Here is a 9506-nt window from a genome sequence, read left to right as displayed (position 1 = left end):
GGCGGGGGCGTGGAGCGAGCGGTTTGTGCGGGAGGTGGGGGGGGGGTGAGGCCTGGAATGCTGAATTGACATCGGCATCAGCAAGGCCGAGCGGACTTGCAAGCTGGGTGCCGCCTCGATGGGTTCCACCCATGCCACGCCATCGTTCGAGGCATTGAATACACAGCCATGGCTGAAAGGGTGTTTTCACTCCAGCCATAGGATCAACTCGCCATCACAGGCGGGCGCAATGATCATCTACCTGGAGACCCGCGAGGTTTTCCTGGAGCATGTGCGCCGTAATCGCATCGAGGAGGAGGTTGGAGAGCGGCTCAAGACCCTTGCCGGCCGGCGGGTCAGCCCGGCAGAGGTGCGGGCCTGGCGTCATTCCTTTCAGTACGTCAGCCAATTCCTGCTGGACCCCCAGATCCCTGCGGCGCTGGGGGTAGCGATCGAATACCAGATCCACAACACCTCGCGCCGGATCGATCTGCTGCTCTCCGGCCGCTCACCGGACGCCCGACATGCGGCGGTGATCGTGGAGCTCAAGCAGTGGGAAACCGTGGATGCCACAGCCATGGATGGTGTTGTGCGCTCCGTGGTGGGTGGCGGCCCGCGGGATCTCACCCACCCCTCCTACCAGGCCTGGAGCTACTGCTGCCTGCTGGAGGACTTCAACACCGCCGTGCAGGAGCACGCCATCGCGATCAGCCCCTGCGCTTACCTCCACAACTGCAGCGACGGCAACGGTGTTCTCGCGGACTGCTACCAGGACTACCTGGAGCGGGCTCCGGTGTTCCTCAGGCATCACACCGATGAGCTGGTTGGGTTCCTGACCCGCTGCCTCACGCAAGGCGATGGCGGCGAGACGATCAAGCGGATCCGCGATGGCAGGGCACGGCCGTCCCGACAGCTGGCGGAGGTGTTTGAGCAGATGGTGCTCGGAAACAGTGAATTCACCCTGATCGAGGAGCAGAAGGTCGTTTATGAGCGAGCCCTGCAGTTCGCACGAAAGCTGCAGCCCGGCAAGCGCACCGTGCTGCTGGTGCGGGGCGGCCCAGGGACCGGCAAGTCAGTGGTGGCGATCCACTTGATGGCGGCCATGCTGCAGAAGGGGCTGAACATCCGCTACGTGAGCAAGAACGCCGCGCCGCGCACGGTGTTCAAGGCCAAGCTCACCGGTCAGCTTCGCAGAACACGTTTCGACAACCTCTTCTGCGGCTCAGGTGCTTTCACGGACTGCCCTCCCGGCCTTTACGACGCGCTGGTGGTGGACGAAGCCCATCGGCTGAACCGCTTCAGCGGGCTTTACGGCAACCAGGGGGAGAACCAGGTCAGGGAGATCATCAACGCCAGCCACCTGAGCGTGTTCTTCCTCGATGAAGACCAGCAGGTGGCCTGGAAGGACATCGGCACGGAGGCGGAGATTCGCGTGCACGCTGCCCAGCTGGGCGCTCAGTTGGTGTGCGATGAGCTGCCATCGCAGTTCCGCTGTGCGGGCTCCGATGGCTACCTGGCCTGGCTGGATGATCTGCTCGGCATCCGCTCCACCGCCAATCCAGAGCTCGACCGGAAGGTGTTCGACTTCCGCCTGTTCGACGACCCGCTGAGCCTGCACGCGGCGATCCGCCAGGCCAACGGCAACAACCGCGCCCGGCTGGTGGCCGGCTACTGCTGGAACTGGGCCTCGAAAAGCGACCCGGATCTCAGCGACATCGTGATCCCCGAGCACGGCTATGCCGCCCGCTGGAACCTCGCCTCGGAAGGCAACACGTGGATCATCAGTTCCACCGGCGTTGAGGAGGTGGGCTGCGTGCACACCTGCCAAGGGCTGGAGGTCGACACGATCGGCGTGATCATCGGGCCGGATCTCCTATTCCGGGATGGTCAGCTGATAGCGAACCCCACCGCCCGGGCACGAAGCGACAAGAGCCTCAGCGGCTGGCGGGCCGCCATGGCCACTGAGCCGGAGGGTACAGAGGAACGGCTCAGCCGCCTGATCCGCAATACCTACCGCACCCTGATGACCCGCGGCATGAAGAGCTGCTGGGTGTTTGCCTGCGATCCGCAACTGCAGGCCTATCTCCGCGAGAGGCTGGTGGAGCCGACTGGCGATTCCGGCTGAGGCTCCGGCGAGTGCCTGGCCCTCAGGCTGCAGCTGCCCATGCGCCTCCGGACAGATCAGATCCGCCGCCTGCCAGGGCCAGAATCGGTACGCATTGATGTACGCGATGGCAGCATTACTTCAATGGCCAGCATTTCCGCCACGGAAGTCCGCAGGCGGCTGTAATCCCTGATCGATGAGGTCGGCGAGTCCCACGAGCCGGTGCAGATCAACGGCAAGCGAGGCGATGCCCTGCTGTTGTCGGAGGCCGATTGGAACGCGATTCAGGAGACGCTCCATCTGGTCTCGATCCCAGGGATGCGTGAGTCGATCCTGGAAGGTCTGGCGACGCCGCTGGAGGATCTCAGTGATCAGCCGGGCTGGTGAGCTGAAGCGTTCGCTTCACCAAGCAGGCCCAGCGGCGATCTGGTCATTCATCCCTGCCCGACCCCTGCCCAGGTGTGTAGTCCCACCAGATGGTTCAGTTGACGCCGATCAGTCGGGAACGCCTGATTGGTCGGCCACTCGATGAGGGCATGCAGCTCAGGACCCTTGCGGAGCAAGCCGGGATCAGCCTGCGCTGCGCCTGCAAAGGGCTGGCCCGGTGCCGCTCGATCGCGGCCTCGCGCGCTGGAGTCGACCGTTGCATCAGCAGGACCGTGGACTGGTGGTTTTCTGGCGATCAGATCAGGATTTGAGGCGCTGATCAATACAGAGCACGAAGGCAGCGCCGCTGGCGTGCTCCATCCTCGTGGCCACGGTGCGGCAGGGCTGGCCGGTGGCCAGGCTGATGTAGGTGTCGGTGATGTGCTGATGCAGACCCGTGTCAATCAGGCTGAAGAAATACTCCTTGTTGGCGTGGTCAGTGCCCCGCGTGGCGGGTGTGAACAGGCGGTTCCTCGACGGGGGGAGACCCTGGCCCAGGTGCGTGTTGCTGATCTGCAGTCCGTCGCCATTGAGCACGTAGGCCGCTTCGATCATGGTGTTGGTGCCTACCCAGTTGGCAAGGCCACCGTCGAAGGTTTGGGCAGCGATGTGACGTAGGCCTTCACACCCTTCGCGGGCCAGATTGATCAGATCGAGGCCCTCCATCTGGCGGGCCTGGATGGCGGCCACGGCTTTGATCCGTTGCCGGCGGGCGGCTTCCATCAGCACTGGGTCCAGGGCCGCCAAGTCCAGGTTGGCCGCTGGCTTGGGGCGCGCAAAGTGATAGCCCTGGAAGAACTCTGCTCCGAGGGCGGCGCAGGTGTCCAGTTCTGCCTGGGTTTCCACCCCTTCAGCCAGCACCAGAGTGCCGATGGTCTTTCCAAGTAAGATCAGCGACTTCATCATTTCCTGCTTGACAAAGTCGCGGTCGACTCCGGCGATGAGACTGCGGTCGAGCTTGATGATGTGGGGCCGCAATTCGGCGATGCGTGGCAGGTTGCTGTGGCCGGATCCCAAGTCGTCAATGGCGATCAGGAAACCCAATTCGCGATGGCGCTCCACGAAGCGTTTCAGGGTCATCGTGTCCTGAACCTTGGTTTCGTTGAGCTCGATCACGATGTCGCTGGGCTCCAGACCCGTGGCCTCGGTGGCCTCAAGCAAGGCTCCCGAGCCTTCAACTCCCTCGTCGATCAATGAAGTTTCAAAGTTGAGAAACAGAAAGGGGCGTAAGGACCGGGGCAAGTTGAGATCCCGGTAAGCCTCCATGGCCCGGATGCGGCAGCGGCGATCCAGCTCCAGCAGCCTCCCAGCCTTGCGGGCCTTGGCGAACTTCTGTCCGACACCCATGAGCGCCGGGCGCGCGAGGGCCTCCAGGCCCACCACGGAGGCTTGCTTGAGGGAGACGATGGGTTGAAAGTGAATGCTGAGCTGATTCGATGGGAGGATCGCAGAGACCTCCATCGTTAGCTCCATAAGTTCAGCGTGAACCATTGAGCGAGAATGACGGCGGATTACAGTTGTAGCGAGCCAGCAGCATTGAACCCTAGGGAACATCTGAAAAACGTACTAAAATCAATCGAGATCCAAGGCTGAGCCTGGAACGGATGGCCGTCCCCCTCCAGCTGGACTTTTCGGACCACGGGCAAATTCACGCCAAAAGAGGACGCGTCGCCAGCGCTTCTTGGATGCGATGGAGGCCACGGTTCCCTGGGCAAGGTGGTGGGGCAACTGGAGCCCCAGCCGCTGATCGAGCTGGATCTGGCCGTGCGGGGTTGGCTGGAACTGCCCTGGAGGCTCAGACCCAGTTCTCATACAGCAGCCCCTCCACCCGCTCAAACTCGCGCAGGTTGCTGCTCACCAGGGTGAGGCCCTCGCTGCGGGCATGGGCGGCGATGTGGAGATCATTCACACCAATGGGCGTGCCCCTGCGCTCGAGGGCAGCGCGGATCTGGCCGTAGTGCTGGGCCGCCTTGGGCCCATAAGCCAACACCTCCAGCCGACTGCAGAAGTTCTCCACCGCGGCCAGAGAGCGCGGCGGATCGGAACTTTTCTCGGCTCCGTGCATCAACTCGGACAGCGTGATCGACGACATCGCCAGATGACCGGCGTTGCGATTGAACCGCTCCAGCAACGACTCCGGCCGCCGTTTGATCACATCAATGCAGAAATTGGTATCCAGCAGATAACGCAGCATCGGCGAATCAGAAGGGCTCGCGTTCGCCTTGCTCCTGGGAAGTCCGCTCCTCCAGGAAGTCGTCGGGCACGGTGGGGCCACCATGGAAGAAGCTGTCCCAGCTGCGGCCGAGCGGCGCAATGATCCGCTCCTGGCCGCAGGCGCGAACTTCCACCTCCGTGACGGAGTCGGGAAGCCGCAGATGGGCGGGGATGCGCACCGCCTGGCTGCGGTTGCTCAGAAACAGCTTGGTGACAGCCCGCATCGGACCAATTTGGATATACAAGCAGTCTATCCCAGGTTGACGGCGCCCCTGCCCCAGCTGATGCCGCTGTGGGCGGCCGTGGCACTCGCCCCTTGCCCAGCTCCGGTGAAGGCCCAGCTGGATGGCCTCTACCGCTGGCATGTGGCTGGGCAGGACCTGCGCGGTCCGATCGAGCTCAGGAGCCAGCAAAGCCGCTTCACCGATGGGCTGTACCGGAAGCTGCGGCGTGCCGATGCGCTCGATCCGAACAGCGGCCGTTTTGTCGACTTCGATCTGTTCAGCGCCACCCAGGTGGGGACCTTGGGCGCCAAGGTGCTGGGCTGCACCCCCACCCCTGGCGGAGGACTGGAAGCCCTGGTGGCTGTGCAGGCAGGCCTGCGCAACCGCCCCATTGAGGCGCCGCAGCTGTTGCGCTATCAGCTGGTGCGCGGCTCCGCTGGCAGCTGGAAGATCGCCGACATCGTCTATGCCCATCCGGCCGGGTTCCGCCTTTCCAGCTATCTGGCTGAGCTGCTGGGACCCAAGCCCTGATCAGAGCAGCAATCCTGCGGATCAAGCCCATGGATGGGCTTCCCAGCCGGGTGTTCATGAACGGCAACAGCCAGGCCCTGCTCGACGCCCTTGCCGGCTTCGTGGCCAGCCTGGCGGAGCCAGGAGCCTTAGCCTGGTCAGATGACTAGTCAGAGAGGGTGGTCGTGATGACGGTATGGCCGGTGCAGCACGCCAAGGCGCGCTTCAGTGAGCTGCTCGACGCCTGCCAACGGGAGGGCCCCCAGGTGGTGTCGCGGCGCGGCACGGAAGCAGCCGTGCTGGTGCCGATTGAGCAATGGCGACGCCTCCAGGCCGCAGCGCGGCCCAGCCTGAAGGAGCTGCTGTTGGCCGCAGAGGCCCGCACCGAGGCGTTGGTCCCGCCGCGGGGCCAGGCCCGCCGGCGATCCGTGCTGACGCTGTAGGCCGATGGCGTTTCTGCTCGACACCAACGTGGTCTCGGAGCTGCGCAAGCCAAGGCCCCATGGTGCCGTGCTCGCCTGGTTGCAGAGCACCAATGACGCCGACCTCCATCTGGCCAGCGTGACCCTCGGCGAGATCCAGGCGGGCATCGAGATCACCCGCGACCAGGACCCCGTCAAGGCCGAGGAGATCGAGCGGTGGCTGGATCAGCTGAGCGGCAGCTTCAACCTGCTGCCGATGGATGGTGCGGCCTTTCGCTGCTGGGCCCAGCTGATGCATCGCCGATCCGACACCCTCTACGAGGACGCGATGATTGCGGCCATCGCCAGGGTCCACGACCTCACGGTGGTGACCCGCAATGGGGTCGATTTCCTGGAGTTCGGCGTTGCGCTGTTCAACCCGTTCGAGCACCGCTAAGCGGCAGGCTGAGGCTGGGATCGAAGCCGGCCTGCCACCAGAAGGACCCGAAAGGGTGACGTGAGCGGGGGCTGGCCCTCGGCGCCACCCTGGTGAGCCACAACGTGCGCGAATTCGCCCGCATCGAGGATCGAACTCCAGCTGGCCCACGGTTTGGAACGATGGCGCACCCGTCAGCCGCGCAGATCGCCCGCCTGGGGCGCCAAGGGGTGGCCCTGTTCTTCGTGTTCATGCTCAGCGCCGAGCTGCCCAGCCAGATCTTCCACCTCGTCCAGCACCTGATCGGGCCGGGGCCGGACGCCATCGCGGAAACCCTCGAACACCTCGGGGTGCTGCTGGTCTATCTGTTGGCCCTGGTCTGTGCCCTGTTCCTTGCTCAGCAGGAGCTCTGCCGCACGCGCCATGCATGTGCTCGGACTGGTCTGGGGCCTGCTGGCGGTGGTCCTGCTGCGCTGAGCGGGGCATGAACAGGGTGCGCCTGATCCCAACGCTCGAACCTGACCGCCAGAGCTAGCGTTGCAAGCACTGACAGCATTGCCTGCGCGGACGTCGTTATGGCCAGCCTCACGATCCGCAACCTCGACGACGCCACCAAGGCCCAGCTGCGACTGCAGGCCGCCCGCCACGGCCACTCGATGGAGGAGGAAGCCCGCAGGATCCTGCGCCAGGCCGTGCTGCCGCAACCCGCTGGCTCTGACAGCCCAGGTCTGGGGAGTCGCATCCACGCCCACTTCGCCGCCCTCGGCGGGGTGGAGCTGGATCTGCCGGCACGGGTTTCCATGGCGGAGGCCGCCGTGTTCACGGAGGAGCCGGCGTGATCGTTCTCGACACCAATGTGATCGCCGAGCTGATGCGGCCCCAGCCTGAGCCGGCGGTGCTGGCCTGGGCGGATGGTCTCGTTCCCGCGGAGGTGGGCATCACGGCGATGAACGAAGCGGAGATCCTGCACGGCCTCATCCGGCTGCCTGAGGGTCGCCGCAAACAGGCGCTGCTGGATAGCTGGCGAGCGTTGGTGACGGCCCTGCTTGGCGATCGCGTGCTGGCCTTCCACCGGGAGGCCGCCCACTGGTATGGCGAGCTGCTGGTGCGGCGGGAGCAGCTCGGTCGGCCGATCGCCACGGCCGATGCGGTGATCGCCGCCACCGCCCTGGCCCAGGGCGCCCAACTGGCCACCCGCAACGTGAGTGACTTCACCGGCCTGGGCCTTGATCTGATCAATCCCTGGGACCATCCACGCTCTCCCACACATTGAGGCTGGAGCGCTGCGATTCGTTGCGCAGGCGCTTGCGGCCGCGCTTCGGATCGCTCTTGAGCATGGTCAGCTTGTCGCTGAGCAAGTTGAGCTCCTGCTCCAGCCGCGGGCTGGTGGGCATGGCCGCGAGTCCGCTGTACAGCAGGCGCAGGCTGTCGCTGGCGCTGGCGACATCACCCCGATCCAGCTCAGTGATCACGCGCCGGCGTTCCCGGTTGGCCCGCAGCAGCGCCAGCTGTTCGGCCACCGCGTCATCGGGCTCCAGCTGCTTGAGCTCCTCGCTTTCCATCACCGGCAGGTGCAGGTGCTCGACGAGGCTCTGCCGGTCGCCGCTGCCAGGGGCCTCCCAGGCCAGCCGCACGCTGAGGATCTCCTGGTTGGGGACCCAGGCGGGCAGCTCAAGCCGCAGGCCCACGTTGAGCTCCTGGCCGGCGCGCAGGTTGGGCAGCTGGTGGTTGCCGGCGGTGGTGGGCGTGAGGTCGTTGAGCAGGTCGACCACCTCGGCCCCGTGCTTGCCGCGCACTCCGAGGCTCACCCGCCGCCCGAAGGTGCTGGTCAGGCCCTGCAGCTCGGAGGCGTAGAGATCGGCCAGCTGGCTGGGCGTTTCGATGTGGGCCAGGGTGCCGTCGCCGGCGGCGGCCATGGCCCCCATCAGGTCCTCGTCGAAGTCATCCCCCAGGCCGAAGGCACTGGTGCTGATGCCCCGCTGGGTGAGGCCCGCCACCTTGTTGGCGATCTGGTCGGTGTCGGTGAGGCCATGGTTGGCCTGGCCGTCGGAGAGCAGCAGCACCCGGTTCATCGCGGCTGGATCGAGGTGCTCGGCCACCTGGGTGGCCCCGGCCCGCCAGCCATCGAACAGGGCCGTGCTGCCGCCGCTGTGAATCGTGTTGATCGCGGCGATGAAGGGCTGGGGATCGGACACGGGCCGCGAGGGCACGACGATCTGCACCTCATCGTCGAAGCTGACGATGGCGAGGCGGTCGCGGCCGGTGAGCTCGCCGGCCAGGAAGCGGGCCGCCTTGCGGGCGTAGCTGAGCTTGGTGCCGCTCATGGAGCCGGAGCGGTCGATCACCAGGGCCAGGTTGAGCGGCGGCCGCTCGCGAAGGCTGGCTGCGGCGGCCACCGGCGGCGGGGTGATCGTGAGCAGCAGATCAAGAGTCGACGGGCGATCGGAGGCCACCGCCGGCCGCAGGGGCCGGAAGCGCAGGGTGGGACGGGTCATGGTGGAGGTAGCGGTGGGACGGGGGAAACGGTTCAGCGGGAGGCGTCGTCGAGCAGGGCGTTGAGGCGATCGAGAAGGTGCTGGAGCCATTGCTGACGCCGGGGGCCGGCAGGATGTGATCGGAACCAGAACCGGGAGGAGTAACTACTAATGGCTATTGACGAGAATGTGGTTCTGGCTTACTCAAACGCGCCCGGCAGGATGCAGAACGAAATCAGAAGCACACTACGGACGAAAAGACTATTTCCAATGATGAACAACATTTACGATTTCCTCTTCCCCTTCGGCTCCCAACACGATACCGAGCCAAAAGCCATCATCAACCATCACCTCAATCAAAACCAGAGACATTTGATCAGATTGCCTCTCCGGAAGATGGTACGATTCACCAACCGCCAAGCTTCTAGTGGGAGAAACAAACTCCCGTAGACCGTCTTCCATGAACAGCACATTAACAATCTCCGGCGTGCCATCATCTACCGCTTCACCCTCCCAAGAAACATCACTGATTTTCCTAATTATCTTGATCATCTGAAATCTCGAAGAGTGAAGCTCCCTCAGCTCAACAAGTGTTCCGATCTCCAAATCGCATGTGGGCGTCACGAAAGTTCTCTGAGTCCTTGGACGGTCTGGACCATCATCGTCTCCAGATCCGCGGCTACCGATCATATCAATGATAATTTTCTTTATCATTGCCGGGATGAACCGCAATTCATC

The 9506-nt window shown here is 64.4% G+C and carries 14 protein-coding genes; 9 read left to right on the top strand and 5 right to left on the bottom strand.

Annotated features, from left to right (window positions below; translation table 11 throughout):
* Positions 1-229 precede the first annotated feature (229 nt).
* The 3 genes from KBZ04_RS10365 to KBZ04_RS10355 all read left to right on the top strand — a co-directional run bounded on the left by KBZ04_RS10365 (position 230) and on the right by KBZ04_RS10355 (position 2781).
* Positions 230-2104, top strand: coding sequence for a DUF2075 domain-containing protein (locus tag KBZ04_RS10365; RefSeq protein WP_254991854.1), 1875 nt, complete (start codon positions 230-232; stop codon positions 2102-2104).
* Between the two features lie 168 nt (positions 2105-2272).
* The gene (locus KBZ04_RS10360; RefSeq protein WP_254991855.1) at positions 2273-2470 is read left to right on the top strand and encodes a type II toxin-antitoxin system Phd/YefM family antitoxin; all 198 of its coding nucleotides are present in this window, start codon (positions 2273-2275) and stop codon (positions 2468-2470) included.
* Between the two features lie 89 nt (positions 2471-2559).
* A complete protein-coding gene (locus tag KBZ04_RS10355) occupies positions 2560-2781 on the top strand; it encodes a leucine zipper domain-containing protein (protein ID WP_254991853.1) in 222 nt (73 codons plus the stop codon).
* Here the strand turns inward: KBZ04_RS10355 and KBZ04_RS10350 are convergent.
* From KBZ04_RS10350 to vapB, 3 genes are all read right to left on the bottom strand, one after another.
* The gene (locus KBZ04_RS10350; protein ID WP_254991852.1) at positions 2771-3970 is read right to left on the bottom strand and encodes an EAL domain-containing protein; all 1200 of its coding nucleotides are present in this window, start codon (positions 3968-3970) and stop codon (positions 2771-2773) included. The genes KBZ04_RS10355 and KBZ04_RS10350 overlap by 11 nt on opposite strands.
* Before the next feature lie 334 nt (positions 3971-4304).
* Positions 4305-4703 (bottom strand): type II toxin-antitoxin system tRNA(fMet)-specific endonuclease VapC, encoded by a 399-nt coding sequence (locus KBZ04_RS10345; RefSeq protein WP_254991851.1) that lies wholly within the window; start codon positions 4701-4703, stop codon positions 4305-4307.
* 7 nt (positions 4704-4710) lie between these two features.
* Positions 4711-4947 (bottom strand): type II toxin-antitoxin system VapB family antitoxin, encoded by a 237-nt coding sequence (vapB, locus tag KBZ04_RS10340; RefSeq protein WP_254991850.1) that lies wholly within the window; start codon positions 4945-4947, stop codon positions 4711-4713.
* Positions 4948-4983: 36 nt separating this feature from the next.
* Between vapB and KBZ04_RS10335 the strand changes: the two genes are divergently transcribed.
* From KBZ04_RS10335 to KBZ04_RS10310, 6 genes are all read left to right on the top strand, one after another.
* A complete protein-coding gene (locus tag KBZ04_RS10335) occupies positions 4984-5478 on the top strand; it encodes a hypothetical protein (RefSeq protein ID WP_254991849.1) in 495 nt (164 codons plus the stop codon).
* A 167-nt stretch (positions 5479-5645) separates the two neighbouring features.
* Positions 5646-5900 (top strand): type II toxin-antitoxin system Phd/YefM family antitoxin, encoded by a 255-nt coding sequence (locus KBZ04_RS10330; RefSeq protein ID WP_254959051.1) that lies wholly within the window; start codon positions 5646-5648, stop codon positions 5898-5900.
* Between the two features lie 4 nt (positions 5901-5904).
* Positions 5905-6315 carry a type II toxin-antitoxin system VapC family toxin gene (locus KBZ04_RS10325; protein WP_254991848.1) on the top strand — a complete coding sequence of 137 codons (411 nt, stop codon included), beginning with the start codon at positions 5905-5907 and terminating at the stop codon, positions 6313-6315.
* A 161-nt stretch (positions 6316-6476) separates the two neighbouring features.
* Positions 6477-6782, top strand: a complete 306-nt coding sequence (locus tag KBZ04_RS10320; RefSeq protein ID WP_254991847.1) for a hypothetical protein — start codon at positions 6477-6479, stop codon at positions 6780-6782.
* A gap of 87 nt (positions 6783-6869) precedes the next feature.
* The gene (locus KBZ04_RS10315) at positions 6870-7133 is read left to right on the top strand and encodes a FitA-like ribbon-helix-helix domain-containing protein (protein WP_254991846.1); all 264 of its coding nucleotides are present in this window, start codon (positions 6870-6872) and stop codon (positions 7131-7133) included.
* Entirely contained in the window at positions 7130-7567 is a 438-nt protein-coding gene (locus KBZ04_RS10310; RefSeq protein ID WP_254991845.1) for a type II toxin-antitoxin system VapC family toxin, read from the top strand. The genes KBZ04_RS10315 and KBZ04_RS10310 overlap by 4 nt, the downstream gene beginning before the upstream one ends.
* Here KBZ04_RS10310 and KBZ04_RS10305 read toward each other — a convergent pair.
* Complete coding sequence (locus tag KBZ04_RS10305) at positions 7530-8879, bottom strand: vWA domain-containing protein (protein WP_254991844.1); 1350 nt, start codon at positions 8877-8879, stop codon at positions 7530-7532. The two genes, KBZ04_RS10310 and KBZ04_RS10305, sit on opposite strands and share 38 nt — an antisense overlap.
* A 150-nt stretch (positions 8880-9029) precedes the next feature.
* Positions 9030-9506, bottom strand: a 477-nt coding sequence (locus KBZ04_RS10300; protein WP_254991843.1) for a hypothetical protein, incomplete at its 5' end; no start/stop codon positions are given.

Source organism: Cyanobium sp. N5-Cardenillas (genome assembly GCF_024345515.1).
Lineage (GTDB): Bacteria > Cyanobacteriota > Cyanobacteriia > PCC-6307 > Cyanobiaceae > Cyanobium.
This window is presented reverse-complemented; position numbering and strand designations above follow the sequence as displayed.